We start from the raw sequence: 26,964 nt of genomic DNA, 5'->3' as shown, positions 1-26,964 counted from the left end.
GGCGGGGATCTCGCCGACGGCCGGGGCGGGCCAGTGATCGTCCTGGCTCCGCGCCTCGACGAGGTCGACGCGATCGGCCCAGCCCTCGGCGACCGCCGCCGCCTCGGCGCTGCCACGCAGGTCGAGCAGTACGGGGCGGGCGGTATGCAGCAACTCGTAGACGCGGATGGCGCCGTCAGGCGTCTTGAGGTCGGCGTCGGGGACCCGGCGGCCCGCCAGCGGGTGGTCGCCGTCGACCGGGTACCGGATGTCCAGTGCGGTGATCATGTCGCGCAGATACCGGTTGACGTCGTCGAACACCATGAGCGAGCCGAACACCTCGCGCAGCGCGTCCATCTCGGCTCCCGGGCGGGCCAGGGCCGACTGCGCCCGGGTGTTGTGCAGGAGGCGCTCCCCGACTGGGTGGCGCTCGGCGTGGTAGCTGTCCAGCAGGCTCTCCGGCGCCCGGCCGCGCACCACGGCGGCGAGCTTCCAGCCGAGGTTGACCGCGTCCTGTACGCCTATGTTCAGCCCTTGTCCGCCGGCCGGGTAGTGGATGTGCGCCGCGTCGCCCGCGAGCAGCACCCGGCCCTCCCGGTACTTGGCGGCCTGCCGCGCGGCGTCGCCGAACCGGGAGACCCACCTGGGGCTGTGCATGCCGTAGTCGGTGCCCGCGAGCCTGACCAGCGACTCCCGGAGTTGCTCGAATGTCACGGAGTCGTCCCGGTCCGCGACATGGTCGTACTCGGATGTGATCACCCGGTGCCAGCCCGGCTCCAGGGCGAGTGCCGAGAAATGGCCACCCGGACAGCGCCGCATAAAGATGAACTCCTCGGGCAGATTCGGGAGTTCGACGTCGCCCAGCAGTGCGCTCATCGTCGCCGGAGTGCCGGGGAAATCGATGCCCGACAGTCTGCGCACCGTGCTGCGGCCGCCGTCGCAGCCCACGAGATAGCGGGCGCGCAGGCTCGCGGGTACCGCCTCCGCCGTACGCAGCTCGACCGTGACGCCGGCTTCGTCCTGGCGTAACCCGCTCACCTCGGACGACCACCGCACCCGCACGCCGAGCTCGGCCGCCCACTCCTCCAGCAGCCGTTCGACGGTGGACTGAAGGATCATCAGGGGGAGGGGGTGCCTGGACTCGAAGTCGTCGAAGTCGAGCCAGAGCCCGGAGAAGTGGCCCACCGGTGTCAGGTCGCCGGCCGCCAGGAACCGGTCCAGGACTCCGCGCTGGTCCAGCACCTCCAGGGTGCGGGAATGTATCCCACCGGCTCGCGACTCACCCGTCCGTTGCGGAAGCTGTTCGGCCACCACCACGTCGGCGCCGGCCAGCCGCAGTTCGCAGGCGAGCATCAAGCCCGTCGGCCCGGCGCCCGCGATCACCACATCCGTGTCCATGCCGGTGTGTCCCACGTTGCTGCTCCCTCATTCCGCCGTGCCTCCCACCTCGTCAAAACACCTCCACGTTCACGGAGGTGGATCAGCCGGTCAAGACGAAGCCGGTACCGGGAGGAACCAAGCCGCTGCCGGACTTGCCCCGTCCCGCCGGCGGGACGGCACGCGTGCTCCGAGCATCGGTGGCGATCCGCCAGTCGGGAGCGGTGCGGCCGGTGAATGGATCGAGGACGCACCCACCGGGGGCGTGCCACGCGGAGGAGATCTCGTCGGGGCGGGGTGTCGGGATCAGTACCTGGCGGCCGTTTCGCGGACGATCAGCACGGCCTTGCTGCGGTGCTCCGACAGCCGCTCCAGTGCCTCCCGGTATGCCGCGAGCTCGGCAGCGTGCAGGGCCTTGCGCCGGGCTGCGACGCCCGGTGCCGTGTTGCCGGGCGACCGTTCCCAGCCGTGTGCCGTGTGCCGGGTGCGCGGTCGGGCCGAGATCCGGCAGGCCGGCACCGAAGCCCTCCAGTGCACGAGGCGCGAGGCTCCAGGTCTCTCCCCTGTGGTGCACGAGGCCGTGGTCGGCCACGCGTCGCAAGGTCCGGTAGGCGGTGGCCCGGGACACCGATGCCTTGTGCCGCGTCAGCCGGGGTTCGCCCCGTCGCGACGCCCTGCACGGCACTCCCCCGCAGCCCTCCGGGCGCGGGAGGTACCCCCACGCTGCGCTGGCCGAAAGCCCGAGCAGGCCCACTACGAGGGCTTCCGGCCGCCTTGCGATGCTCCCCCCGCCTCCGGCGGGAGGTACCCCCGGCACCGGACGCCGCTCCTCAGCGGGCAAACCCCGACCGACGCGGCACTAGCCGACGAGCTCGCCGATGGTCCGCCTGCCGCCTGCCCGCCGAGGCGATGCGTGGTCGAGTGTTCCCGAGAGGGGAACGCCGGGGCGTGACAGCGGGAAGTCGGCAGGACGATCGCGGGGACTGCTGGCAATCGCTGGAACTCGGAGGGCAGTGCGTATGAGCGGGCAGAAGCGGCCGGAGATCGGCGCGGAGGTGGCCGCGGGCGGAATCCGGACCAACTATCTGGAGGACGGGTCGGGAAGCCCGGTCGTGCTGGTGCACGGTTCGGGTCCCGGTGTGACGGCGTACGCCAACTGGCGACTGACGATCCCGGCGCTCGCCAGGCGGATGCGGGTGCTGGCGCCCGACATGGCGGGGTTCGGGTTCAGCGAGCGCCCCGAGGGGGTGAGCTACGGACTGGACCTGTGGGTGGACCAGCTGGTGGGCTTCCTGGACGCATTGGAGCTGCCCTCCGCGTCGGTCGTCGGCAACAGCTTCGGCGGCGCGATCGCGCTGCGCGCCGCGGCGCGGCATCCGGACCGGGTGGACCGGCTGGTGCTGATGGGGAGCGTGGGGGTCCCGTTCCGGCTGACCGAGGGGGAGGGCCTGGACGCGGTCTGGGGCTACGAGCCGTCGATCGAGAACATGCGGCGGCTGCTCGACGTCTTCGCCCACTCGCGGGAGCTGGTGAACGACGAACTCGCGGAGGTGCGCTACCGGGCCAGCATCCAGCCCGGGTTCCAGGAGGCGTTCTCGTCGATGTTCCCCGCGCCCCGGCAGCGCTGGGCCGATGCCATGGTCACCCCCGACGACGAGATCCGCGCCCTGCCGCACGAAACCCTGATCGTGCACGGCCGGGAGGACCGCGTCATCCCCCTGGCCAACTCGCTGCGGCTCATGGAGCTGATCCCCGCCGCGCAGCTCCATGTCTTCGGTCACTGCGGGCACTGGACGCAGATCGAGTGGGCGGACGCCTTCAACGAACTGGTGGGCGACTTCCTGACCGCCTGACCGCCTGACCGCCTGACCAGCCCGCGGGCCCGGCCGGCCGAGCGCCTGTTCCGGCGTGAGGAACGCCGGTGGCGCACCCGCCCGCCTGGCCCGAACCTCATCTGCAGGCCGTGGCAGGACCGGCCGGGAGGAGTACCGACGTGACCCCCTTCATGCTCTGCGTCGCCGAGATCCTGGGACGGGACCCCCGGGCCGGCGAACTCCCCGTACCGGGGACCCGGCCGAGCGAGCCGGCCTCGGCCGGCGCCGGAGCCGACCGCCAGGTGGCCGTACGCGCCCTGGCCGAGCAGCTGGTCTGCGAGGCCAACGCCGTGCTGACGCAGGCGGACGACCACCTGGCGCTGACCGACGAACTGTCGGTCGGTGAGCTGGCGTTCTCGGTGCACTACCGAGGCCGTACGGCACGGGTGTCCACCCGTTTCGCCGACGGCACCGCCTACGGGCGGCTGGTCGGCGACGGCCTGACGGACACCGGGCCCCGGGAGCTGGACGGCCCCGGGGCACTGACCGGCCTGCTGCTGAGGCTGCTGGCCGAGTCGGACGTCCCCCGCCGCCCCGCCACCCTCTGACGGGCCGTCCCGGCCTGTCACGAACGCCGTCCGGCCGACCCGTTCCCGGCTGCGGAACGGCGCTCGCCATCCCCCCGTGGCCCGGGCCACAGTCCTCGCAAGCACCCGAGGAGACGACATTGCAGTACGAACTGCGTACCCAGGTCATCGAACCGAGACGCAAGACGTTCCAGTACCTCATCGACCGGTACGGTGACCGCCCGGCGTCCCGGTACGAAGAAGGCACCATCGACGTCCAGCCCACCGAGCACTTCCACTACCGGCCGCTGTGGGCGCCCGACAAGGAGCTGTACGACGAGAGCTGGAGCACCTTCCGGCTCACCGACCCGTACTCCTTCACCGACCCCCGCCAGTACTACTACGCCCCCTACGTCACCGCTCGCGCCTCGCTGCACGACGCCTTCGCCCGGACCCTGGACTACCTCGGCAGCCGCGACCTGCTGGCCAGGCTGCCCGAGCCGTGGCGCGAGCTGATCGGGCAGACAGTGCTGCCGCTGCGGCACTACGAGTCCGGTGCCCAGATGGTCAGCACCGCCGCCGCCCGCTTCTGCTACGGCGCCACCATCGCCCAGTGCTGCGCCTTCGCCGCCTTCGACCGCGTCGGCAACGCGCAGATCATCAGCCGCGTCGGGATCGCCCTGGGCGGCGGCACGGCCGGCCTGCTGCAGGACGCCAAGCAGACCTGGCTGGACGCGCCCGCGCTGCAGCCGCTGCGCCGGTACGTCGAGGAACTGCTGGTCGAGGAAGACTGGGCGGCCGCCATGATCGGCCAGGACCTGGCCGACCGGCTGGTCTACGCCCTGCTGTACCGCAGGCTCGACGAGGCCGCGCTGCTCGGCGGCGCGGGCGGCTACAGCCTGGTGGCCCAGCACCTCAGCGGCTGGTTCGCCGACCACAGCCGCTGGCTCGACGCGCTGTACACGGCGTGGCTCGCCGACCCGGAACACGGCGCCGCCAACGGCGCCGAGCTGGCCGCCGTCGTCGAGCGCCTGCTGCCCGCCGCCGCCGAAGCGGTCGGCGCCCTGGCCGACGCCGCGGACGGACTGGTCGACGCCGGCTGCCGCAGCGCCGTCGAGGAGGCCGCCGCGGCGGTCCGTACCGCCCTGAGCGCCGCCGGCGCGCCGATCAAGGAGCAGAGCGCATGACCGACACCCGGCCCGGCACCTCGACGAGGACGGGCACCGCACGCCCCGTCCGCAACGTCGGCGTCGACCTGCAGGAGAACGAGGACACGCGCGCGCTCGTGGAGGCGATCGAGGCCGTCAACGACGACCTCACCGTCCTCCGCCTGCCCGGCCTGGTGAAGATCCAGTCCCCGGGACGACTGGTGATCAGCCGGGAGAGCGTCGAGGAACGGCTGGGCCGCCCGTGGGAGACCCACGAGTTCCAGCTCGCCATCGTCTCCTACTCCGGCCACTTCGCCGAGTGGGACGACGACGAGATCGTCATCGCCTGGGACCACTGAGGAGAGCAACGACATGGCCGCCACCCCGCGCAAGCTGTCGATGAAGCAGCGCTACTCGGCACTCACCCGTGACCTGGACTGGGAGCCCTCGTACGTCGACCCGGAGAAGGTCTTCCCCTACACCGGCTTCGAGGGCATCAAGATCCACGACTGGTCGAAGTGGGAGGACCCCTTCCGGCTCACCGTCGACGCCTACTACAAGTACCAGGCCGAGAAGGACAAGCGGCTGTACGCGGTGCTCGACGGCGCCGCGCAGAGCCAGGGACACCTGTCCCTGTCGGACGCCAGGTACCTGAACGCGATGAAGCTGTTCCTCCAGGGCGTCACCCCGCTGGAGTACCAGGCGCACCGCAACTTCGCCTTCCTCGCCCGCCATCTCAACGGCCCCGGCCCGCGGTTCGCCGCCCTGTGCCAGTCCGTCGACGAACTGCGGCACGCCCAGACCGAGATCCACACGCTGTCGGCGTACAACAAGTACTACAGCGGCTTCCACTCCTGGAACACCATGCACGACCGGGTGTGGTACCTGAGCGTTCCGAAGTCCTACTTCGACGACGCCCTGTCCGCCGGCCCGTTCGAGTTCCTGATCGCCATCGGTTTCTCCTTCGAGTACCTGCTGACGAACCTGCTGTTCGTGCCGTTCATGTCCGGCGCCAGCTTCAACGGCGACCTGCCCACCATGACGTTCGGCTTCTCCGCGCAGAGCGACGAGAGCCGGCACATGACCCTGGGCCTGGAGGCCATCAAGTTCCTGCTGGAGCAGGACGAGGCCAACGTGCCGATCGTGCAGGAGTGGATCGACAAGTGGTTCTGGCGCGGCTACCGCGTCACCGCGCTGATCGCCCAGATGCTCGACTACATGCTGCCGCGCAAGGTGATGAGCTGGAAGGAGGCGTTCGAGCTCTACTTCGAGGAGCAGATGCTGAACGGCCTCTTCCCGGACCTGGAGTTCTACGGCATCCGCCCGCCGCGTCACGTGCAGCAGGCGATCGACGAGAAGGAGACCCTCAGCCACCAGGTGTACTGGGTGCTCCACCAGTTCAGCTTCGCCGCGTCGTTCACCACCTCCATCCCCGGCGCCGAGGACCAGGAGTGGCTGTCGGCCAACTACCCCGACACCTTCGACAAGTACTACAAGCCGCTGTGGGACAAGGCCCAGCGGGTGGTGGACGGCGGCGGGCGCTTCTTCTACCCGGGGCTGCCGCAGCTGTGCCAGGTCTGCCAGATCCCGATGCTGTTCACCGAACCCGGCGATCCGACCACGATCTGCCAGCGCAGCACCGAGTACAAGGGCGAGCGGTTCGACTTCTGCTCGGACGGCTGCCAGTGGGTCTTCGAACGAGAACCCGAGAAGTACGTCCAGGCCTGGCTGCCCGTGCACCAGATCTTCCAGGGCAACTGCGGTGGCCCCTCGGTGCCCGAGGTCCTCGCCTGGTACGGCATCCAGGAAGGCGACGGCGGCGAGTACACCGGATCCGCCGACAACGAGAACTGGGAGCGCTGGCACTCAGGCGCTCCGGTGGGGAGCTGAGCCATGCCGGTCCGCGCGATCGCACCGTACGACTTCCCGTCCCGCTCCCGCCAGGAGCTGTACGGCGACGACCAGCTCGTCCACCTGTGGTGGCGTGACAACATGTGGTTCGGAGCCGCCGCCTGTTTCCGCGTGCCCAAGGCGATGACCTGGGCCGAGTTCCGCTCCGCGATGGTCGACCCGTGGGCCTCCGCGGACCCGGACCACGACCCGGCCGGCGCCTGGCGCTGGAGCCTCGACGGCGCGCCCTTCGAACCAACCGACGACCAGACGCTCGAGGCCCTCGGTGTGGGCCACAAGAGCCTGCTCGCCTTCTCCCGCTGAGAGCGCCGCGATGCCCACAGTGACCGTGCAGCCCGAAGGCGTGGTCGTGGAACTGCGCGCGGGGGAGACCGTGCTCGAGGGTCTCTACCGCGCGGGCTACGCCTACCGGACCGGATGCCGGCGCGGCGGGTGCGGGATCTGCAAGGCGGATCTCGTGGTCGGCGACGTCGAGTACCACAAGGCCGTCGCCGACACCGTCCTCCCCGCGGCCGAACGCGGCTCGGGCACCTGCCTGACCTGCCGCGCCGTCCCCGCCGGCGACGTCTGCATCACCCTGCGCAACGACCGGTTGCGCGCCCTGCACCCGCTGCTGGCGTTCCGCCCGAGCAGCACCCCGGTCGGCGGGACCGGCCCCGACCTTGCCGGCCAGACCGGCACACACCTTGCCGGTGGGACCGGCAGCGAGAACTAGGAGCCGCAATGGCAGTCATGCGCCTGGGATACGTGCACGCGCGCGTCACCGACCTCACCGACGCCAGGAGCCACTACGTCGACACCCTGGGCCTGCGCCCGGTCCAGGAGGACACCGGGCGGCTGCTGCTGAAGGCCTGGGACGAGTGGGACCACCACTCGGTCGTCCTCGAGGAGGGCGGCGTCGGCCTGGACAAGCTCGGCTACAAGGTCCACGACCCCGCGGACCTCGACGGGTTCGAAAAGCGCGCCCAGCAGTTCGGCTGCCGGGTGGAGCGGATGAGCAAGGGCGACAACCCCGAGGTCAGCGACGGCATCCGGATCTTCACGCCGTCGGACCACGTCCTGGAGCTGTACCACGACATGACCCTGGTCGGCTCCGAGGTCGGCAGCCTCAACCCCGAGGTGTTCCCGCGCCACCTGGTCGGCGTCGGCGTGCCCAACATCGACCACGCCCTGATCACCGCCGAGGACGTCAACCTGATGGACCGCTTCTTCGCGGAGGTGCTGGACTTCTACACCACCGAGCGGGTGGCCACCTCCCTCGACGACGACGCGGAGTACATCGGCACCTGGATGAGCGCGGGCCAGAAGGTCCACGACATCGCCGTGATCAAGGGCCCGCAGGGCAAACTGCACCACTTCGCCTTCGAGCTCGGCGACTGGGCCGACGTGCTGCGCGCCGGCGACCTGTTCGCCATGGACGACGTCTCCGTCGACATCGGCCCGACCCAGCACGGCATCACCCGCGGCAAGACGATTTACTTCTTCGACCCCTCGGGCAACCGCAACGAGGTCTTCGCCGGCGGCTACCGGGCCTATCCCGACCGCCCCTGCGTGACCTGGACCCCCGACCAGCTAGCCAAGGGCATCTTCTACGTCGGACGGGAGCTGAACGAGCGCTTCACCAGCGTGCTCACCTGACCTCGGCCCCGAACGACCCCCAGAAGAACCCAGCCGTGCGCCCGCGCCCAGGCGGGCGCACGGCCTCACCCAGCCCGGAGCTGCCGCATGACCCAGATCCACCGCATCACCGTGGAACCGATCGGGCGCGAGGTCGAGTGCCGCGAGGACCAGACCATCCTGGACGCGTGCCTGCGGGCAGGCGTCTGGCTGCCCCACTCCTGCACCCACGGCACGTGCGCCACCTGCAAGTCGGAGGTGCTCGACGGCGAGGTGGACCACGGTGAGGCGTCCGCCTTCGCCCTGATGGACTTCGAGCGCGACGAGGGCAAGACCCTCACCTGCTGCGCCCGGCCGCGTTCCGACGTGGTGATCGAGGCGGACGTCGATGTGGACGAGGACGTCGACGTCCACCCCGTGACCGACTTCACCGGCACCGTCGTGGCGCTGGAGGAGATCGCCCTGGACACCCGGCGGCTGATCGTCGAACTCGACCGCGACCTCGCCTTCAACCCCGGACAGTACCTGCGCTTCACCGTGCCCGGCGGCGACGCGGACCGCACCTACTCGATCGCCGTCCCGCCGTCCCGGCCGCGCACCCTGGAGTTCCACATCCGGCGCACGCCGGGCGGCCGGGCAACCGACGGCTGGATCTTCCGGACCCTCGCGGTCGGCGACCGGATCGCCCTGTCCGGACCCTACGGCCGCTTCGTGCTGCGCACCTCGCGTAACGAACCCGCGGTCATGGTCGCCGGCGGGACCGGCCTGGCGCCGCTGAAGGCGATGATCCTGCACGCCCTGGAGGACGGCGCCCACGACGGCCACCTCACGCTCTACCAGGGCGCCCGCACCCGGCAGTGGCTCTACGACGTGGACTTCTTCCGCGCCCTGGAGCAGCGCCACCCCGACCGCTTCCGCTACCGGCCCTGCCTGTCGGAGGAGGAGGCCGAGGGCTTCGCCGCCGGCCTCGTCACCGACGTCCTGGCCGCCGACCACGCCTCGCTGCGCGGCCACGTGGGCTACGTCTGCGGTCCGCCCGGGATGGTCGAGGCCGCCTTGAAGACGCTGATGAGCAAGAGGCTCTTCCCACGCGACATCTACCGGGAGGACTTCTTCGACGAGGGCGACCGGACGGGCGGCGGCGCCGTCCGCTCACCCCTGATCAAGAGGTGACCCAGGTGCCCGACGTCCCTGTGCCGGACGTCCCTGTGCCCGACGTCCCCGTGCCCGACGCCTCCGTGCCCGACGTCAGACACACCGCGACGCTGACGTACGCGGCCGCGCAGCGCATCGTCGCGGCGGCGGCCGCGGAAGCGGAGCGGCTGGGGGTCGCCGTCTGCCTGGCGGTCGCCGACAGCGCCGGCCACCCGCTGGCATTCGGCCGGATGGTCGGAGCGCCGCTGATGTCCGTGCAGATCGCGCAGGACAAGGCGTACACCGTGGCGGCCTTCAACGGCGTGCCCACACACCGCTGGTACGACATGATCTCCGGCGAGCCGGCCCTGCTGAACGGCATCGTGCACACCGAGCGCCTGGTGATCTTCGGCGGCGGCGTCCCGGTCCGGTCGGGCGACGCCCTGCTCGGCGCGGTCGGCGTCTCCGGCGGCAGCGCGGACCAGGACCGGGCGATCGCGGAGGCCGGCGCGGCAGCGGTGACCGGCTGACCCGCACCGCGCCAGGGACCCGCCGGCCGCACCGTCAGCGGCCCGCCCTGGTGCCTGGCCGGTGTGGACTCGATGCCGTTCGGCAGGTCGACGGCGGCGACGGCCCCAACCACCCGGCGGCCGCGGTCGGCGGCGCGGCGTCCGGGCAGCGGACCGCACCCGCCCCGGTCGTCGACGCCGACGACACCCTCTTACCGAGTCCCGCCCTCGCGCGTCGGGTCGAGCGGACCCCGCCTGTCACCGGTGAGCGGACCGCACCCGCCGAGCGGAACCCGCCCGGCACCAGGGAGCGGACCGCACCCGCCGGGCCGACTGCGCCCGGGCCCCCTCGGGCGGGCCCCGCCCGGTGTCGGTGGCGCGGAGTGCGTCCTGCCCCTCAGGCGGACCCCGTCCGTGGGACGGGCCGCGTGCCGCCCGGGCCTCTGCCCTTCGCCGCCAGTTGGCGGCCGAGGGCCAGCGCGGCGGTCCGTACGGCCGGGCCCATCCGCTCGATGTCCAGCTGGGTGCTCCGGCCGGTGGCCGACAGCGCCGCGATCGCCAGTCCGCCCGTGTCCAGGACGGGCGCCGCCACGCACACCGTGCCGACGCCCGACTCCTCCCGGTCGTAGGCGATGCCGGTCCTGCGGACGTTCTCCAGTTCCCGCAGCAGCGCCCCCGGGGCGACGACGGTGAACGGGCTGCACGGCGCCAGCCCCGACTTGATCCGCTCGGCCGGCACCTCGGGCGGTGAGAAGGCCAGGATCGCCTTGCCGACGCCGGTGGCGTGGGCGGGCATCCGGCCGCCGACCCGGGAGGGCAGGCCGGGGTAGGCCTTGCTGCCCAGGATCTCGATGTAGACGACCTCCACGCCGTCGCGCACCGCGAGGTGCACCGTGGAGCGGGTGACCTCGCGCAGGTCCTCCATCAGCGGCAGCGCCGCCTCCCGCAGATCGCGCTGCCGCGGTACCAACTGGCCGAGTTCGAACAGGTGCAGCCCCAGCCGCAGCCCGCGCGGCGTCTGCTCCAGCAGACCGAGCCGGCACAGCTCGACGGCCAGCCGGTGCACGGTCGATTTGGCCAGCCCGGTGCGGCGGCCGAGTTCCGAGACGGTCACCGCGGTGTCGTCCGGCGAGAACGCGTCCAGCACGGAGACGGCGCGGGCCAGGACGGAGAGTGCGGGAGTGTCCCGCTCAGTGGGAAACATCAGTTGCATTCTTGGCGAGATCTGAGCCACAGTCCAGGCACGTGCGGCTCTCAATGAGGAGGTCCCCAGTGGTTGCGATCACCGATCCGGCTAGGTCCGCCCGCGTCCCGGTGCAGACGCAGACCCAGGGGGAACCGCCCGAAACCGCGGACGGCGCCCTCAAGGACGGCGGGCTGAGGTCGGTGGGCGCCGCCCTCGACGTACTGGAGTGCTTCGCCCTGGAGGAGGAGCTGGGCGTCAGCGACGTCGCCCGGCGCCTGGGAGTGGCCAAGAGCACCGCGCACCGGCTGCTGAGCGCGCTGTGCGCGCGGGGACTGACGGAGAAGGATCCCGCCACCCGCCAGTACCGGCTGGGCATGCACCTGGTCGAGCTGGGCCAGATCGCGCACAGCCGGCTGGAGCTGCGCAAGGCCGCCTTCCCCATGCTGGAGGAACTGCGCGAGGTCAGCGGGTGCACGGTGCACCTGTCGATTCCGGACGGGGTCGACGTCCTCCAGATCGAGCGTCTGGAGAGCATCCGCGCCATCCCGCTGATGGCGCACGTCCGCCGCCGCTGGCCGCTGCACGCCACCAGCTCCGGCAAGGTCATCGCGGCGTTCGACCCCGGCTTGGCGGCGGCCCGCAGGACGGCCGGCTTCCCGGCCTGCACCGAGCGCACGATCCGCAGCGCCGACGAGTTCGACCGTGCGCTGGAGCAGGTGCGCCGTACCGGCTACGCCACCAACCTCAGCGAGGCCAAGGACGGCGCCGCCTCGGTGGCCGCCCCGGTCCGGGACCGGTCGGGCCGGTCCCGGGCCGCGATCTCCCTGGTCGGCGCGACCGCCGAGATCGCCAGGGACCTCGGCCGCCAGGCCCAGCTGGTGACGATCGCCGCCCGCAAGGTCGCCCAGTGTCTGGCGGTGTGAGCACGCACACGGCCTGTCCCGAGGAGAACGCCGGCACGGAGTGCTACCCCGGCTTCCGGCCGGAGTACGCCGAGTCGGCGTACGCGGTGGAGCCGTTCCGGCCCTTCGACGAGCCGGACGGCTCCCGCCTGTGGTTCCTCGACTTCCACTGGCCGCGCGGCCTGACCCCGCTCGGCCTGCTGGTCAACCAGGACGGCTACGGCTGGGGCTCCCAGCTGGCCGCGGAGTGCCTGCCGCTGCCCGGCAGCCGCGGGATCACCCAGCGCCTGGTGGGCACCCACACCTACGCCGCGGCGATCCCGGTGGCCTCCGAGTACGAACGCCGGGCCAGGGCCGACCGGCTGCGCGCCGCCCTGAACCGCTTCCTCGAGGAGTTCCCGCGGATCTGGGCCGCCCGGGAGGCGGAGGTCGAACAGTGGTGGCAGCGGCTGTGGTCGACCGACCCGGCCGGGCTGGACACGGCGGGACTCGCCGCGCACCTCGCCGAGACCCGGCGCTTCCACCGCCGCGCCTTCGAGATTCACTTCGAGGTGATGTACCCGCTGCTGGCCAACCACCTCGCCTTCCGCCGCCTGTGCGAGTCGCTGGACGTGGACCCGGCCCTGGTCGGCGTGCTGCTGCAGGGCGAGCGCACCCGGGTGATGGACACCGACCGGGCGCTGTGGAAGCTGGCGCGGGCCGCCCGGCGCGCGGGCGTGTCCGCCGCCCGGCTCACCGCCGGGCCCGGCGAGCGGGTGCTGGCCGGCCTCGCCGCGGCCGGCGGAGCGCAAGCCGCCTGGGTCACCGGGTTCGGCGACTTCCTGCGGGCGCACGGCCATCGTACCGAGGGCACCTCGGACGTCGCCCTGCCCGGCTGGCTGGAGGACCCCACCCCGGCCCTGAGCGTGATCGCGTCCTTCCTGGGCCTGCCCGCCGAGCACGACTTCGACGCCGGGCTGGCCCGGGCCCGGGAGCAGCGCGATGCCGCCGCCGACGCGATCCGCGGCTCGCTCGCCGGCCGGGACCAGCGGCTGTTCGACGCGGCTCTCGCCTCCTGCCGGGCGGCGAACCTGCCGAAGTGGCAGGACGACCACAACGTCTCCATCGACCTGCGGGTCGCGCTGCCGCTGCGCCGGGCCGCCCTGCAGATCGCCGAGCGGGCCGGGGCGGACCGCCGCGACGACGCCGTGTTCCTGTTCTGGCCGGAACTGGCCGCCCTGGCCGAGGGACGCTCCGCGTACGCGGAGCTGCGCGGCCTGGTGGGGGAGCGGCGGGAGTTCTTCGAACGGTGGCGGGCCCGCCGGTCGTCGTTGCCGAAGGTGCTGGGCAGTGTGGCCGACGACGCGCCGCAGGACCCGGTGGTGGCCGAGGTGTTCGGCATCGACCGCACCTTCCTCGGCAACGTCCGGGCGTCGGCCACGCAGACGGTCACCTGGCTCGACGGCGTGCCGGCGGCCCGCGGGACCGCCCGGGGCAGGGCGCGGGTGCTCACCGACGCGGAGGGGCTGTCCCGGCTGCGGCCGGGGGACGTCCTGGTCTGCGAGTCGACGTCCCCCAACTGGACGCCCGCGTTCGCGGTGATCGCGGCGTGCGTGTGCGACTCGGGCGGGATCCTCTCCCACGCCGCGATCGTCGGCCGCGAGTACGGCGTCCCCACCGTCACGGCGGTAGGCGCGGCCACCCACGCCATCCGCGACGGCGACGAGGTCGAAGTCGACGGCACCCACGGCACGGTGCGGGTGCTGCGTCCATGAACACGCCGGCACGCCGGCCCGGTCACGCGGCGGGGACACGGCTCGGGGAGCACGGGGCCATCCCCGTCCGCCCGCTGGCCAGGGCGTGTTTCGAAAGTCCCGCCCGCCTGGGGACGCCCGGCACTCCCCCGTGGCCCTCCGGGCACGGGAGGTGCCCCCACGCGGCGTTGTCGGTCGTCGGCGCAGCCCGCTGCGCTCTCCTCCCTCCGCCTTGCGATCGCACGCACCGGACGCCCCCGGCCCCGCCCTGCGGGCGGACGACGCTACTTTCGAAACACGCCCCAGAGCGAATGCGAGGGCTCCATCGGCACGGTGCGGGTCCCGCGACCACGACGACGGCACGGCGGCGCGCGCCCGCGCCCGCACCGCCGCCCCGAACGCACGGGTCCATGCCTGCCCACGGCCCCTCCGCGCCTGCCCGCCGACCGTCCGGACCGGCCGGCGGGTCACCGGGTGAGCGGGCCCGGAAGAGGGAGGCTCCCCGATGACGGAGCACCCGTCCGTGGTGCCGACCGGGGACCTGGCAGGCCCCGGTGGCGCCGCCGTCGCGGGGGTCAAGCTGGCGCGGCTGGCTCGCCTGGGGCAGGCCGGGCTGCGGGTGCCGGGCGGCTTCGCGGTCACCGTTCACGCGTTCCGGCGTCACCTGGCGGACTCCGGCCTGGCAGGCGTCCTGCCCGCGCGGCTGGCCGCCCTGCCCGATCCGCTGGACCACGCCGCCCTCGCCGCCGCCTCGGCCGGCCTGGGGCTGCCGGTGCGCGACACCCCGGTCGCGGGGCCGCTGCGCGCCGAGATCACGCGGGCCTGCGCCCGGTACTGCCGCGGCACCGTCGCCGTCCGCAGCTCCGCGGTGGCCGAGGACGGGGCCGACCACAGCTTCGCCGGCATGTTCGACAGCTTCCTCGGCGTGCGCACGTCCGACGAGGTGGTGGCCGCGGTCCAGGGTTGCTGGGCGAGCCTGTTCACGCACCGCTGCCTCGCCTACCGGATGCACGCCGGACTGCCTGTCGACGCCCTGGCCATGGGCGTGGGGGTGATGGAGTTGGTGCCCGCCCGGGTCTCCGGGGTGGCCTTCTCGATGCACCCGGTTACCGGGCGCCGGGACCGGACGGTCGTCGAGGCCGCGCCCGGCGTCGGCGGCGCCGTGACCGGCGGGCCGGAGCCGGAGCGGCTGGAGATCGCACGCCCCGGCGTGCGCGTGCTGCGGCGCGCGTACGGCAGCACCGGACGCCCCCTGCTGTCGGACGCGGAACTCACCCGCGTCGTCGAGGCCGTGCACCGCGCCGAGGACGTGCTCGGCCACCCCGTGGACGTCGAGTGGGCCCTCGACCCCGAGGGCGGGGTGTGGCTGCTGCAGGCCCGCCCGGTGACCGGCATAGCTCCCGAGGGCGACGACAGGGCCTGGGATCCGGCCGCCTTCCTCAGCGACCTGTGACAAGGCACCTGTGGCAAGCCACCTGTGACAAGCCACCTGAGACAAGAGACCTGTGACATACACCACTTTTCCGGCCGTTCCGGACCATGGAACACGACGGGCGCCCGGCGCCGCACCTGCCTAGCGTCACTTCCAGGCGTACCGACGCGGCGCACCCGCCCGTCGGGCCGCATCCGAGTGCCGAACTGGAAGAAGGTCTCACGTGGAAGTGGTGTCCCGGGCCGAGGCGGCCGGGCTCCTGGCCGAGGCGTACGCCTCGCGCAAGCCCGTCGAGCCGCTCAGCGAAACGTACGACGGCATGACCCTGGAGGACTCCTACGAGATCCAGCTGCTCCAGATCCACGCCCGCCAGGCCGCCGGGGCACGGATCCGGGGCCACAAGGTGGGCCTGACCTCGCTGGCGATGCAGCGTCAGATGGGCGTCGACCAGCCCGACTACGGGCACCTGCTGGACGACATGTTCCACCTGGAGCACCAGCCGATCCCCACCTCCGACTATCTCCAGCCGCGCGTCGAACCGGAGATCGCGTTCATGCTGAAGCGCCCGCTGCGCGGCCCCGGCGTCACGGCGGCGGAGGCGGCCGCGGCCGTCGACTTCGTGCTGCCCGCCCTGGAGGTCATCGACAGCCGGATCAGGGACTGGAAGATCGGCATCCTGGACACCATCGCCGACAACGCCTCCTCCGGCGGAGTGGTCCTCGGCAGCCGCCCCACCCCGCTGTACCAGGTCGACCTGCGGCTGTCCGGCTGCCTGCTGCACCGCAACGGCGAACCGGTGGCCACCGGCGCCGGCGGCGCCGTGCTCGGCTCGCCCCTGAACTCGCTGGTGTGGCTGGCCAACACCCTCGGCGCGCGAGGCGTCGTGCTGCAGCCCGGCCAGGTCATCCTGCCCGGCTCGGTGACCGCGGCGGTCGCGGTCTCGCCGGGCGACTCGTTCACCGCGACGTTCGCAGGCCTCGGCTCGGTGACCGCGTGCTTCGCGAAGGAGAACTCATGAGCGTCGACGGAAAGCGCCGCGCCACCGCCGCCATCGTGGGCCCCGGCAACATCGGCACCGACCTGATGTTCAAGCTGATGCGGCACAGCGAGATCCTCCAGCCGCGGTTCATGGTCGGCGTCGACCCGGCCTCCGACGGCCTGGCCCGCGCGAAGCGGATGGGGCTGGAGGCCAGCCACGAGGGCGTGGACTGGCTGCTGCGCCAGGACTCGCTGCCCGACGTCGTCTTCGAGGCAACCAGCGCCTACGCCCACAAGGCCAACGCCCCCCGCTACGCCGAGGCGGGCATCGTGGCCGTGGACCTCACCCCGGCCGCCGTCGGCCCGTTCGTCTGCCCGCCGGTCAACCTCGACCTCAACCTCGACGCGACCAACGTCAACATGATCACCTGCGGCGGGCAGGCCACCGTACCGATCGTGTCGGCGGTGTCCTCCGTGGTGCCCGTGGAGTACGCCGAGATCGTCGCCTCGATCGCCTCCTGCTCCGCCGGGCCCGGCACCCGCGCCAACATCGACGAGTTCACCGAGACCACCTCCACCGCGATCGAGAAGGTCGGCGGTGCCGGGCGCGGCAAGGCCATCATCATCCTCAACCCCGTCGAACCGCCGATGGTCATGCGCGACACGGTGTTCTGCGCGATACCCGCCGAGGCCGCCGAGCCCGGCGCGCTGCAGGACAGAGTCACCGAGTCCATCCATGCCATGGTCGCCGCCGTGCAGCAGTACGTGCCCGGCTACACCCTGCGCGCCGAGCCGCAGTACGACCCGGCGCGGGCGCAGTGGCGCGGGATGGCCCGCGTCGCGGTGTTCCTGGAGGTCCGCGGGCGCGGCGACTACCTGCCCGACTACGCCGGGAACCTCGACATCATCACGGCCTCGGCCGCCCGGGTGGGCGAACTGCTGGCCGCCGCCCGCCTCGCCAAGCAAGGAGTGTCGGCATGAGCGCCCCACCCGAGAAGCCGCGCGACCTGCGCATCACCGACTCGACGCTGCGGGACGGCTCACACGCGATGAGCCACCAGTTCACCGAGGGCCAGGTGCGGGCGATCGTGCACGCACTGGACACCAGCGGCGTCGAGGTCGTCGAGGTCGCGCACGGCGACGGCCTCGGCGGCTCGAGCTTCAACTACGGCTTCTCCCTCGAGGACGAGTTCGACCTGATCGCGGCGGCCGTGGACGAGGCCGAACGGGCCCGGATCGCGGTGCTGATGCTGCCCGGCCTGGGCACCGTCGACCACCTCAAGCGGGCGCAGTCGGTGGGCGCGTCCGTGGCCCGGATCGCCACCCACTGCACCGAGGCGGACGTGTCCGTGCAGCACTTCGGCGCCGCCCGCGACCTCGGTATGGAGACCGTCGGCTTCCTGATGCTGTCCCACCGCATCGGCCCGGAAGCGCTCGCCAAGCAGGCCAGGATCATGGTCGACGCCGGCGCCCAGTGCGTCTACGTGGTCGACTCCGCCGGCGCGCTGGTGCTGTCCGACGCCCAGGCCCGGGTGCGGGCGCTGCTCGACGAGATCGGCGACCAGGCGCAGGTCGGCTTCCACGGCCACCAGAACCTCTCCCTCGGCGTCGCCAACTCCGTCCTGGCCTACCAGGCGGGCGCCCGGCAGATCGACGGCGCGCTGTGCGCCCTCGGGGCCGGCGCGGGAAACGCGCCGACCGAGGTGCTGGCCGCCACCTTCGACCGCATGGGCATCAGCGCCGGCATCGACGTCCAGGGCGTGATGTCCGCCGCGCAGGACGTGGTCAGGCCGGTCATCCCCCGGCTGCCGTGGATGGACCGCTCCGCGATCGTGCAGGGCCACGCCGGGGTGTACTCCTCCTTCCTGCTGCACGCCGAACGCGCCTCCGAGCGCTACGGGGTCCCCGCGCACGAGATCCTGGAGCGGGTGGGACAGGCCGGGTACGTAGGCGGCCAGGAGGACATGATCATCGACATCGCCCTGCAGCTCGCGGAGGAACGCGATCTCGGCGACCTCGCCGCCCAGGGGGTGCGCTGATGACGACGACCTGGGACGTCGACCGGGCCGCACAGGTGCTGCTCGGCTGCGAGGACGGCCGCAGGGACCGCTCGCCGATCACCGACGAGTGGCCGGAGCTCGACCTGTCGACCGCCTACCGCGTCCAGGACGAGACGCTGCGGCGGCGGCTGGACCGCGGCGAGCGGCTGATCGGCGTCAAGCTGGGCCTGACCAGCCGCGCCAAGCAGAAGCGGATGGGCGTCGACTCGCCGCTCACCGCCCGGCTGACCGACGCCATGGTGCTGCCCGCGGGTGAGCCCGTGCCGCAGGACCGGCTGATCCACCCCCGGGTGGAGCCGGAGATCGTCTTCGTGATGAAGGACCGCCTCGCCGGACCCGGCGTGACGGCGGCGCAGGCCCTGGCCGCGGTGGGCACGGTGTTCGGTGGCGCGGAGGTGATCGACAGCCGCTACCGCGACTTCCGGTTCACCCTGCCGGACGTGGTCGCCGACAACGCCTCCTCCGGCGTCTACGTCACCGGACCGGTCGGCCTCGACCCGCGGTCCCTGGACCTGGCCATGGAAGCGGTGCTGGTGGAGGTCGACGGCCGCATCGTCGACTCCGCCACCGGAGCCGCCGTGCAGGGCCACCCCGCCGAGGCGCTGGCCCTGGCTGCGAACGACCTCGGACGCCGGGGCCTGGCCATCGAGCCCGGCTGGGTGGTGCTGACCGGCGGGATGACGGACGCGGTGTTCGCGCCGCCCGGCGCGAGCATCGCCTGCCACTTCACGCACCTGGGCTCGGTGTTCCTCAGCGGCGGGCCGGCCGCCGGGGAGGGGGAGGGCTGATGCCGCTGGTCGAGGTCACCCTCACCGAGGGCCGTACCCCCGAGCAGGTGCGCGCGCTGATCAGCGAGGTGACGGCCGCCGTGGTGCGGGCGGTGGGCGCGCCCAAGCAGAACGTCCGGGTGGTGGTGCGGGAGATACCCGGGACGCACTTCGCCGCAGGAGACGTAACGATCGCAGAAAGAGAGTCGCCGCATGGCTGACAAGGAGTTCTTCGGGCACGTGATCGACGGGGTGGAGGGGGAGTCGCTGGACGGCGCCCGCTTCGACACCGTCGATCCGTGGACCCGTGAGGCCTGGGCCGAAGTGCCCCTGGGCGGCGCGGCGGACGCCGGCCGTGCGGTGGCCGCGGCGCGCCGCGCCTTCGACGAGGGCCCGTGGCCGCGGATGGGGTTCACCGAGCGGGGCCGGATCCTGCACCGGCTGGCGGACTTGATGGAGGAGCACACCGACGAGCTGGCGCCGGCCGACACCCGGGACATGGGCAAGCCCCTGGCCCAGGCCCGGCACGACGTGGCCCGCTCGGCGCAGAACTTCCGCTTCTTCGCCGACCACGCGCGCCTGTCCACCGGCGAGACGCTGCCGATGGACTCCGGCCACCACAGCTACACCCGGTTCGAGGCGGCGGGCGTGGTCGCGGCCATCGCGCCGTGGAACTTCCCGCTGATGCTGGAGACCTGGAAGGTCGCCCCGGCCCTGGCCTGGGGCAACACCGTGGCCCTCAAGCCCGCTGAGGACACCCCCGTCTCCGCCACGCTGCTGGCGCGGTTGGCACTCGAGGCCGGGATGCCGCCGGGCGTGCTGAACGTGGTCCACGGCTACGGCCCCGACTCGGCCGGGCAGGCCCTCACCGAGGACCCCCGCGTCGACCGGATCACCTTCACCGGCGAGTCCGGCACCGGCCGTGTCATCGCCCGCGCGGCGGCGGCCAACCTGACCCCCGTCAGCCTCGAACTCGGCGGCAAGGGCGCCAACATCGTCTTCGCCGACGCCGACCTGGACAACGCGGTCGACTGGTCGATCCAGGCCATCTTCCGCAACGCGGGCCAGGTTTGCCTGGCCGGCAGTCGGCTCTACGTGCAGCGGGAGATCTACGACGAGTTCCTGTCCCGCTTCGCCGCCGCGGCCGAGGCGCTGGTGATCGGCGACCCGAAGGACGAGGCGACCCAGTTCGGCCCGCTGGCCTCGCAGGAGCACTACGCGAAGGTCCGCGGCTACGTCGAGTCGGTCGACGAGCAGGGCGGCAAGATGCTCACCGGCGGCCTCGGCGACGGCTGGGTGGTTAACCCGACCGTCCTGGTCGACCTGCCGCTGGACTCCCGGCACGTCTGCGAGGAGATCTTCGGCCCGGTGGTCGTCGTCCACCCCTTCGACACCGAGGCGGAGGCGGTACGACTGGCCAACGACACCCCCTACGGCCTCAACGCCATGCTGTTCACGGAGAACCTGCACCGCGCGCACCGGGTCTCCGCCGCCCTCACGGCGGGCACCGTGTGGGTGAACTGCTTCTTCGTCCGTGACCTGCGCGCCCCGTTCGGCGGCGTCGGCGACTCCGGCGTCGGCCGCGAGGGCGGCAACTTCAGCCGCGAGTTCTTCACGGAACCGAAGGCGGTCGTCATGCAGATCACCCCGGCCTGACCGTTGCGGGAGTCGCTCCGGACGGCTGTCGCCCCGCTTCGGGGGGCTCCCCACAGGAGTCCCAGCCAGGCCGGGCAGCGCCACCGCCACCGCCGTGGTCACCCGCAACGCCGGGTTCAGCGGCGTCTGCGGACTCATGACGGGCCGCTGCCCTTCCGCGGCGGCCCACCGGCGTCCGGTCACCTCGCCGCGCCGGTGCCCCTGCGGCCCCGGCCGGTCAGCCGCCGGCCGAGCCGGCCGAACGCCCCGGGCCGGCTCCAGATGCGGAACTCCTCGGCCCGGCGGGGGCTCGTACGCTCCAGGCACCGCTCCACGGCGGCGGTGTCGTCGTCGGGCAGCACGCGCACGACCGGGCGCAGCACCGAGTCGAGCAGTGCCGCACTCGTTTCCTGCCAGGCCTCACCCGCCCGGGAGTGCGAACTCCACGCGGTGTAGCAGTCCGCCACGTACGCGGGGACGGTGCCCAGCCGGTCGCGCACCCGGTCCGAGCGTGCCGCCCGCCCGTAGGCGCCGATGAGGTCCGCGTCGCCGCTGTGGACGAGCGCGTACAGCTCGCCGTCCGGGCGGTCCTCGGAGAGCAGCCGGGACGCGAGCGCCCCGAAGGCGTGCTCCAGCACGGTGGGTTCCACCGGCTCCGCCGCGGCGCGCAGCGACAGCGCCCTCTCCGTCCAGCCCGGGCCCGCGGTACCGGCGCGCAGGTCGCGGGCGAACCCGAGGAGCAGCAGGGCGCCGCGTTCCCGCGGCCCCAGGTCCCCGGTGAAGCAGCGCAGCAGGTCGTGGGCGAGGTCCGATACGTCCGGGTCGTCCGCGGGCCCTTCGAGCGCGGCCCTGACGACGGCGGTCCAGGTTCCCGCCGCACGGTGCGGGTCGGAGCCGGTCTGGGCGAGCAGCATCCGGGCCTCGCCCGCGGTCGGGGTGCTGTCGCCCCACACCAGCCGTACGGCGGTGCGCAGCACCAGCGGCTCGGTGATGGGGGAGGCCCCGGAAGCACGCAGCACGGTGTTCACGGCGGTTACGCGGTCGCCGCCGCCCGCGGTGGCCCGCGGCGCCTCGGCGCACATCCGCAAATGGGGCAGGGCCTGGGTGGCGCTGAAGGGCAGCGGGACCCGCCCGAGCAGCCGGGCCGCCGAGGGCGGATCGCCCGCCGCCAGGTCGTCGAGCCGGGCCAGCACCGCGGCGCGCAGCTCGAACTGTTCCTCCAGCGCGAGGCGTACGGCCCTGGTGTACGCCGCCTCCGGGTCGGCGAGCAGCGCGCGGGACAGCTCGCGCGCCACCTCCGGCAGCAGGTCCGAGCAGTCCACGCCGAGCAGCTCGGCGATGCGCAGCAGCTCCACCGGGCGGGAGGCGTCCCCCCGGTCGGTGCGCGCGATGCCCGCCCGCAGCTCCGGGGCGAGTTCGGCGGCGAGCCGAGGTCCGAGCTCCCCGGTGAGGGTGTCGGGCCGCAGGACGCCGAGTCCCGGCCCCGACCCGGGCGAGCGGACCGCGCGGGTCAGCACCAGGGCCGCGAGCGGCCCGACGGCGGCGGCCGGTGCCCGGCCGTCGAGCGCGTTGAACAACCCGGTGAGAGCCGCCGCTTCGGCGTCCGTCCGGTCCCCGGCGGGCGCGCTCAGGGCCGCGAGCAGACGGTGCAGCCGCTCTTCTCCCAGCGCCTGCGGGTGTTCGCGGGCCCAGTCGGCCGCCGCCGTCCGGCAACCGGAGCCCAGCCCGAGGCCCGCGCACAGCGCGACGGCGGCGAGCGGGCCGGGATCCGCGGGGCGGCCGCGCGGCAGTGCGGCCGCCTCGTCGAACAGTTCGGGGCGCCGGCTCGTCCAGACACGGGCGGCGGCCTCCGCCCAGGCGTCGGTCACCGGTCGCGCGGGCGTGCGGTCGATGCAGTCGTGCACGCGGAAGCGCTGGTCCTGTCCGCCGAGGTCGCGGCGGTCCTCCGGCCGCACTCCGACGATCTGCTGCGGGGCGTGCCGGGGTCGCCGGGTGTAGGTGGTGAACGTCAGCCGGCGGGCCATCTCCTCCGGGAGCGCGGCGCAGGCCAGCGCGATCCACCGGGCGGTGTCGGCGCTGTCCCGCTCGACCAGGAGGATCCGCGGCGCGGCCTCGTCCTCGGTGAGGGCGCGCAGATCGGCGAAGAAGGCCGCGAGCCAGGGCGCACGGGACACCGCGAAGGCGACGAGGCCGGCCCGGTCCAGCAGGCCGGAGGGGCGCAGCGCCTCCAGCGGTTCCGGTACTCCTCCGTCAGGGACGGCTGTGGCCCACTGGGGCGAGTCCCACGCGGTGACGGGCAGGCCTCCGCCCGGCAGCGCCGCGTCCGGGGGAAGCAGTACGGCGTGCGCGTGGAAACCGCCCGGGTGCCCGCTGCCGTCGGCTCCCGTGCAGACCGTACGGGCCAGGAGCCGGCTGCCGTCGGAGAGCCGGCTGTGGCTGAACGCCACCGGGAACGAGGCGAGTTCGCGCTCCGTGGGGTGTGCCGGGGCGTCGCTCGGCGGCTCGTAGCCGATGAGCCGTCCGACCTCGGCGAGCAGGGGCCGGGGCACACCGGGGGAGAGCGCGGCGAACCGGAGACCGGAGCCTTCGGGGCCGGGCGGCGCCGATGTGCAGTGCAGTTGCGACAGGGTCATGCTCGGGCCCTCCCGGCTCCGCCCACTGGAACGAGGTGTCGTCCTGCGGGCCGCCGGCGGCGCGGCGCACCGCGACGGGAGTCAGGCATCAGGGTGCGCACCTCCTGGGCCCGGCCGACCGGTTCTCCTCGCAGAAGGCAGAGGGTAGTGGGCGGCGGGGAGCCCCGGGCACGCGGCCGGTCGCGTCGGCGGTCGAGGCGCCGCGGCGGGCGGGGAGGACGGCGCCGTGGGTCTTCCGGGCCGCCGCCCGCGGTGCCGCGGCGCAGGCGGCAGGGGGACGTGACAGCGCGGACAGTGCCCGGGGCAGGCCGAGGCGATGCCCGAACTCCAGCCCCACTGCGTGCCCCCGTGCTCACTGCCGACCACCGTGAGGGACCATCCCAGCAGATCGGCGGCCTCGGCGGGAGGCTTTCCGCAACTCCGCCGGCCGCTGCTCGTGGCGGGGTCAGCCACGCCCACCGGGGCGGGCGTGGCGGACCTCAGGCCGGGGCGCGACGATTCACCAGATGGCTTCGACCCACTCCGGGTGGTCGATGAACGGGTTGCGGTTGTGCTGGTACTGGTCGTAGATGACCTCGTTGCGGTTCTCCTCGAAGGCGTCCGGCGGGTCCTCGTCGTTCCACTGCTTGAGGACGGACAGGCGGCCCATGTAGGGCGCGGTGCCGTTGCCCACAAGGTCGTTGGGCTCCAGGTTGGGCCAGCCGTCGTCGCCCTCGTAGCGCACGGCCATGTAGAGGATCATGCGGGCCACGTCGCCCTTGACCGCGTCCCGGGGCTCGAAGGAGTTCGAGTCGGTGTAGTTGCCCGGGGCGCCGCTGACCGCGCTGCCGCCGTTGTCGAAGTCCTTGTTGCCGCGGATGCTGTTGACCGTGACGTCCTCGGGCCGGAGGTGGTGGAGGTCGGTGCCCGGACCGGTGGTCGTACCGAAGTCGCCGTGGGACTTGGCCCACACGTGCTCGCGGTTCCAGTTGCCCGTGCTGCCGCCGCTGAGGCTCTTGCTGCGCGAGGTGCCGGTGTACAGCAGGATCACGTTGGAGCTGTTGTTCGGGTCCTCGTCGGTGACCTTGAGCGCGTTCCAGACGGCGGAGTACGAGATCTGGGTGTTGCCGTCGACGATCCCGTGCAGGGCGCTCTTCAGCGAGGTGCCGGTCTTGCCGATGGCGCTCGCGTAGTAGGTGCTGTCGTAGTCGGCGACGGCTGCCGCGGTCACGGCCCCGGCCGGCGCAGCGGTGGCGGTCGCCGGCACGGTGACGCCGACCAGCACGGTGACGGCGGCCAGGGTCAGGGGCTTCCAGCGGCGTATGCGCGGGAGTGGCATGTGGGGGGAGTCCTTTCCCGGAGGCTCGCGCGCCGCGCACCGCCCCGTCGGCGGTCCGATCTACGCGAGTTGACAAGTGAGCCAACGGGAGAGTGGCATGTACATGGTTCCTGCGGTGTGAACGTTGTGGGTCGGCTCGGTGAAAATGTCATGAGCCCGACATCCAACGCGAAGCAGCTTTGGGCCGTCCGGCCCTGTCAGCCCCCGACGCCGCGTGACACGCTCGGAATGGAAACCATGCGCGGGCGGCCTCCGGCCGGCAGGCGGCCACGGAGGAACCGCACGGCCCGGGAGACCGGGAGAACCGGCAGCCGGAAGGTGCCGCCCCGCTCCGCAGCCGCCCAGTACGGCGCCGATCCCCGGAGCACGGCATGACGTACGACGACACTCCCGAACGACTGCGCGTCCTCGAGGAACGGGTGGACGCCCTGACCCAGGCCCTGCGCGCCCTGATCGACGGGCTGGAGGGCACGCCGGACCGGAACGTGGAGAGCGACGCGGCGGCACGCGGTGCCCGGCTCGCCCATGAACTCCTGCTCTCCCAGGAGGTGTCGGCCCAGCCGCGGGCCGCCGGCCCATGACCGGCGTCCTCGCCCCCGCCCGGTGGCACCGGGCGCGGCCGCGGCGTGGCCGCCGGACGCCGACGGCCGCACGCCGGACGGTTTGTTCGCACCAGCTTCACGGGCCTGGACGGCGGGGGCCGGCCTCGCCTTCCTCAACCCGGAGTGCTGCGTCTCCGGCCGGGGCGAGCTCCCCCGCCCGAGTCCTGCGGCCGTCCGGCCGCGGGCCGGTACGAGCGCGTCGCGGAGCGCGTCGTCGCGCCTGCGCCCGGCCGGGCACGGAGGCCGGGACGCCGGTGACCGGTTCGTCGTGACCGGTACCGGCGGCCGGGCGGAGTGCTCCGGGCCGCAGGCGCGGTTGACGGCGGCGGCCGGGGGGCCGAGCCTGGCAGCGGACTGCCACGCCGGGCCGGGTGCCCGGCGCGCACGGCGGATGGAGGCCCCGTGGATCAGGACGAGGACCGGCGCCTGAGGGCGATAGCCCCGGACGTCTCCCGGATATCGGTCGACCTGCTGCGCAGGATCGTCGGGCTGTACCCGGCCGAGCGCATCCCCGAGGAGGCACTGGCGGCCGCCGACCGGGTGCTGCGCGCCTACGGCACGGACGGCCTGCGCGTGCTCGTGATGAGCCTGGCGGGGTGGGCGGCCGTCGAGATCGAGCGGGACGCCGAGGTCACCGGCCGCACCCACGAGGCGGTGCTGGACGACATAGAACTGACCTGCCTGGAGGCCAACCCCGACGGCTGAGCCGGGCGCGTGCCCGTCACCCGCACCTCACCCACCCGGCCCAACGAGCCCGCCCGACGCCGGGCAGCCACCCCGGCCCGCCGACCGGCACGGCGTCCCGGCCCGGGCGGGGCCCCGCTGCCGGGTCGTCCGGCGCGAAGGACGGGGCCGGGCCCGGCGCCACGGTGCAGGACACGGAAGGCCGAGTCGGCCCGAACCGGCTGCCACTCGCCCGGCGGACCCCGGGACGGCGGACACCGGGACGGCGGGGCGCGGCATCCGGCCCGGAGGACGGGCCCGGGTGGGCTCTGCTCGCTCGGCGGATCCCGCTGCCGGGTGGCCCGGCGCGAAGGCGGACGGGACCGGGCGGTGGCGAGCCTGCCGCGCCGGTCACTCGGCGGGGCGGGGTTCCGGACCCGCCCCGCAGGGGCCGCCGGTAGCCGGGCGAGCGCGCCCGCCCTCCGGACGGCGCCGGGCGCGGACCGGGCTCAGGGGCCGGAGGTGCGGCCCGCCGCGGCGGTGATGCCGTGGAAGGACAGGTCGAGCAGCAGCCGCACCTGGGCGGGGGCGTCGGCCGTGCGGCCCTCCGCCCAGTCCCGCATGGCTGCCTCGTAGGCCCGCCCCAGGTGGGCGGCGAGCAGCGTACTGGGCACGTCGGTGCGGACCACTCCGGCCTCGGACGCCTCGGCGAGCATGCGCTCCACCGTGTCCAGGACCGGCGGCCGAGCGCCCTCGCCGAGCAGCGCCGCGTGGCGGATCGGCAGGGTGTACACGAATCGGGCCAGCACCTCGTCCTGCAGCATGCGCTCCGCCGTCGCGACCAGTAGCTGCCCGATGCGTTCCAGTGCCTGACCGGTGCCGCCGGGCGGGGCGGGGACGGGGTCACGGCCGAGCAGCCGGGCGAAGAGCTCGGCGAGGATCTCCTCGCGCTCGGAGAAGTACTTGTAGAACGTGGCGCGCGAGATGCCCGCCTCCGTGG

General features: G+C 73.3%; 27 protein-coding genes. 21 read left to right on the top strand and 6 right to left on the bottom strand.

The window, feature by feature from the left end:
* Both GUY61_RS11005 and GUY61_RS40045 read right to left on the bottom strand, forming a co-directional pair.
* Positions 1-1,392: FAD-dependent monooxygenase (locus tag GUY61_RS11005; RefSeq protein WP_313896613.1), on the bottom strand; the 1,392-nt coding region annotated here is incomplete at its 3' end.
* A 270-nt stretch (positions 1,393-1,662) separates the two neighbouring features.
* Positions 1,663-1,893, bottom strand: a complete 231-nt coding sequence (locus tag GUY61_RS40045) for a hypothetical protein (protein ID WP_243766350.1) — start codon at positions 1,891-1,893, stop codon at positions 1,663-1,665.
* Between the two features lie 482 nt (positions 1,894-2,375).
* Between GUY61_RS40045 and GUY61_RS10995 the strand changes: the two genes are divergently transcribed.
* The 10 genes from GUY61_RS10995 to GUY61_RS10950 all read left to right on the top strand — a co-directional run bounded on the left by GUY61_RS10995 (position 2,376) and on the right by GUY61_RS10950 (position 10,076).
* A complete protein-coding gene (locus GUY61_RS10995; protein ID WP_166629907.1) occupies positions 2,376-3,209 on the top strand; it encodes an alpha/beta fold hydrolase in 834 nt (277 codons plus the stop codon).
* Positions 3,210-3,349: 140 nt separating this feature from the next.
* On the top strand, positions 3,350-3,778 hold the full coding sequence (locus GUY61_RS10990; RefSeq protein ID WP_166629906.1) for a hypothetical protein: 429 nt from the start codon (positions 3,350-3,352) through the stop codon (positions 3,776-3,778).
* A 119-nt stretch (positions 3,779-3,897) separates the two neighbouring features.
* Positions 3,898-4,923, top strand: coding sequence for a phenol 2-monooxygenase (locus GUY61_RS10985; RefSeq protein ID WP_166629905.1), 1,026 nt, complete (start codon positions 3,898-3,900; stop codon positions 4,921-4,923).
* Entirely contained in the window at positions 4,920-5,243 is a 324-nt protein-coding gene (locus GUY61_RS10980; RefSeq protein ID WP_166629904.1) for an MmoB/DmpM family protein, read from the top strand. Before GUY61_RS10985 ends, GUY61_RS10980 begins: the two co-directional genes overlap by 4 nt.
* A gap of 13 nt (positions 5,244-5,256) precedes the next feature.
* The gene (locus tag GUY61_RS10975; RefSeq protein ID WP_166629903.1) at positions 5,257-6,774 is read left to right on the top strand and encodes a YHS domain-containing protein; all 1,518 of its coding nucleotides are present in this window, start codon (positions 5,257-5,259) and stop codon (positions 6,772-6,774) included.
* A gap of 3 nt (positions 6,775-6,777) precedes the next feature.
* The gene (locus GUY61_RS10970; RefSeq protein ID WP_166629902.1) at positions 6,778-7,098 is read left to right on the top strand and encodes a phenol hydroxylase subunit P4; all 321 of its coding nucleotides are present in this window, start codon (positions 6,778-6,780) and stop codon (positions 7,096-7,098) included.
* Between the two features lie 10 nt (positions 7,099-7,108).
* Positions 7,109-7,510, top strand: coding sequence for a 2Fe-2S iron-sulfur cluster-binding protein (locus GUY61_RS10965; protein ID WP_166629901.1), 402 nt, complete (start codon positions 7,109-7,111; stop codon positions 7,508-7,510).
* An 8-nt stretch (positions 7,511-7,518) separates the two neighbouring features.
* Entirely contained in the window at positions 7,519-8,433 is a 915-nt protein-coding gene (locus GUY61_RS10960; RefSeq protein WP_166629900.1) for a catechol 2,3-dioxygenase, read from the top strand.
* Between the two features lie 87 nt (positions 8,434-8,520).
* Positions 8,521-9,585, top strand: coding sequence for an NADH:ubiquinone reductase (Na(+)-transporting) subunit F (locus GUY61_RS10955; protein ID WP_166629899.1), 1,065 nt, complete (start codon positions 8,521-8,523; stop codon positions 9,583-9,585).
* A gap of 5 nt (positions 9,586-9,590) precedes the next feature.
* Complete coding sequence (locus tag GUY61_RS10950) at positions 9,591-10,076, top strand: heme-binding protein (protein WP_208105817.1); 486 nt, start codon at positions 9,591-9,593, stop codon at positions 10,074-10,076.
* Between the two features lie 376 nt (positions 10,077-10,452).
* On the opposite strand, the gene GUY61_RS10945 is transcribed toward GUY61_RS10950, so the two are convergent.
* Positions 10,453-11,259: an IclR family transcriptional regulator gene (locus GUY61_RS10945; protein ID WP_166629898.1), complete on the bottom strand. Its 807-nt coding sequence runs from the start codon at positions 11,257-11,259 to the stop codon at positions 10,453-10,455.
* A gap of 110 nt (positions 11,260-11,369) precedes the next feature.
* On the opposite strand from GUY61_RS10945, the gene GUY61_RS10940 reads away from it, so the two are divergent.
* The 9 genes from GUY61_RS10940 to GUY61_RS10900 all read left to right on the top strand — a co-directional run bounded on the left by GUY61_RS10940 (position 11,370) and on the right by GUY61_RS10900 (position 20,769).
* A complete protein-coding gene (locus GUY61_RS10940) occupies positions 11,370-12,164 on the top strand; it encodes an IclR family transcriptional regulator (RefSeq protein ID WP_208105816.1) in 795 nt (264 codons plus the stop codon).
* Entirely contained in the window at positions 12,161-13,897 is a 1,737-nt protein-coding gene (locus GUY61_RS41520) for a PEP-utilizing enzyme (RefSeq protein WP_166629897.1), read from the top strand. The genes GUY61_RS10940 and GUY61_RS41520 overlap by 4 nt, the downstream gene beginning before the upstream one ends.
* A 484-nt stretch (positions 13,898-14,381) precedes the next feature.
* Positions 14,382-15,329, top strand: coding sequence for a PEP/pyruvate-binding domain-containing protein (locus GUY61_RS10930; RefSeq protein WP_166629896.1), 948 nt, complete (start codon positions 14,382-14,384; stop codon positions 15,327-15,329).
* Between the two features lie 202 nt (positions 15,330-15,531).
* On the top strand, positions 15,532-16,326 hold the full coding sequence (locus GUY61_RS10925; RefSeq protein ID WP_313896612.1) for a 2-keto-4-pentenoate hydratase: 795 nt from the start codon (positions 15,532-15,534) through the stop codon (positions 16,324-16,326).
* On the top strand, positions 16,323-17,267 hold the full coding sequence (locus GUY61_RS10920) for an acetaldehyde dehydrogenase (acetylating) (RefSeq protein WP_166629895.1): 945 nt from the start codon (positions 16,323-16,325) through the stop codon (positions 17,265-17,267). Before GUY61_RS10925 ends, GUY61_RS10920 begins: the two co-directional genes overlap by 4 nt.
* The gene (gene dmpG / locus GUY61_RS10915) at positions 17,264-18,325 is read left to right on the top strand and encodes a 4-hydroxy-2-oxovalerate aldolase (RefSeq protein WP_166629894.1); all 1,062 of its coding nucleotides are present in this window, start codon (positions 17,264-17,266) and stop codon (positions 18,323-18,325) included. Before GUY61_RS10920 ends, dmpG begins: the two co-directional genes overlap by 4 nt.
* Positions 18,325-19,134, top strand: a complete 810-nt coding sequence (locus GUY61_RS10910; protein WP_166629893.1) for a 2-keto-4-pentenoate hydratase — start codon at positions 18,325-18,327, stop codon at positions 19,132-19,134. The genes dmpG and GUY61_RS10910 overlap by 1 nt, the downstream gene beginning before the upstream one ends.
* Positions 19,134-19,334, top strand: coding sequence for a 2-hydroxymuconate tautomerase (locus tag GUY61_RS10905; protein ID WP_166629892.1), 201 nt, complete (start codon positions 19,134-19,136; stop codon positions 19,332-19,334). The genes GUY61_RS10910 and GUY61_RS10905 overlap by 1 nt, the downstream gene beginning before the upstream one ends.
* Entirely contained in the window at positions 19,327-20,769 is a 1,443-nt protein-coding gene (locus tag GUY61_RS10900) for an aldehyde dehydrogenase (RefSeq protein WP_166629891.1), read from the top strand. Before GUY61_RS10905 ends, GUY61_RS10900 begins: the two co-directional genes overlap by 8 nt.
* A gap of 179 nt (positions 20,770-20,948) precedes the next feature.
* Here GUY61_RS10900 and GUY61_RS10895 read toward each other — a convergent pair whose 3' ends face one another.
* A complete protein-coding gene (locus tag GUY61_RS10895; RefSeq protein WP_166629890.1) occupies positions 20,949-23,381 on the bottom strand; it encodes a GTPase-associated protein 1-related protein in 2,433 nt (810 codons plus the stop codon).
* Positions 23,382-23,880: 499 nt separating this feature from the next.
* Positions 23,881-24,699, bottom strand: coding sequence for an endonuclease I family protein (locus tag GUY61_RS10890; protein WP_166629889.1), 819 nt, complete (start codon positions 24,697-24,699; stop codon positions 23,881-23,883).
* 371 nt (positions 24,700-25,070) lie between these two features.
* Between GUY61_RS10890 and GUY61_RS10885 the strand changes: the two genes are divergently transcribed.
* Both GUY61_RS10885 and GUY61_RS10880 read left to right on the top strand, forming a co-directional pair.
* Positions 25,071-25,280, top strand: coding sequence for a hypothetical protein (locus tag GUY61_RS10885; protein ID WP_166629888.1), 210 nt, complete (start codon positions 25,071-25,073; stop codon positions 25,278-25,280).
* 423 nt (positions 25,281-25,703) lie between these two features.
* Entirely contained in the window at positions 25,704-26,006 is a 303-nt protein-coding gene (locus GUY61_RS10880; RefSeq protein ID WP_166629887.1) for a hypothetical protein, read from the top strand.
* 467 nt (positions 26,007-26,473) lie between these two features.
* Here GUY61_RS10880 and GUY61_RS10875 read toward each other — a convergent pair.
* A partial coding sequence (locus GUY61_RS10875) for a TetR/AcrR family transcriptional regulator (protein ID WP_166629886.1) occupies positions 26,474-26,964 on the bottom strand: 491 nt, incomplete at its 5' end.

Source organism: Streptomyces sp. GC420 (genome assembly GCF_009916105.1).
Lineage (GTDB): Bacteria > Actinomycetota > Actinomycetes > Streptomycetales > Streptomycetaceae > Streptomyces.
Note: the sequence above shows the minus strand (reverse complement) of the source record. Positions and strands in the feature narration are given on the sequence as shown.